The sequence below is a fragment of the Variovorax sp. HJSM1_2 genome (assembly GCF_049316285.1).
Lineage (GTDB): Bacteria > Pseudomonadota > Gammaproteobacteria > Burkholderiales > Burkholderiaceae_C > Rhodoferax_B.
In genome coordinates this window covers 1-299 of record NZ_JBMOXA010000065.1, presented here as the reverse complement: position 1 = coordinate 299, position 299 = coordinate 1, and the positions used below count along the sequence as shown (strand labels likewise).

The following is a 299-nucleotide window of genomic DNA, read 5'->3' as shown; positions in this document are numbered from 1 at the left end:
GGCATGCCGTAGATCGCACTGCCCTTGGTGTGCGCCGCCGGGTTCACCACGTCGTTGGCGCCCAGGATGATGGCCACATCGGCCTGGCCGAACTCGCCGTTGATGTCTTCCATCTCAAACACCTGGTCGTAGGGCACCTCGGCCTCGGCCAAGAGCACGTTCATGTGGCCCGGCATACGCCCGGCCACCGGGTGGATGGCGTATTTGACGGTGATGCCACGCTCGGTGAGCTTGGCCGCGAGTTCCTTCACCGCATGCTGGGCGCGCGCCACCGCCAGGCCGTAGCCCGGCACGATGAC

The 299-nt window shown here is 66.6% G+C and carries 1 protein-coding gene; it reads right to left on the bottom strand.

All coding sequences use genetic code 11. The features are described from left to right. The coding region (locus ACFQ95_RS25965) for an NAD(P)(+) transhydrogenase (Re/Si-specific) subunit beta (RefSeq protein WP_422835862.1) at positions 1-299 on the bottom strand (299 nt) is incomplete at both ends.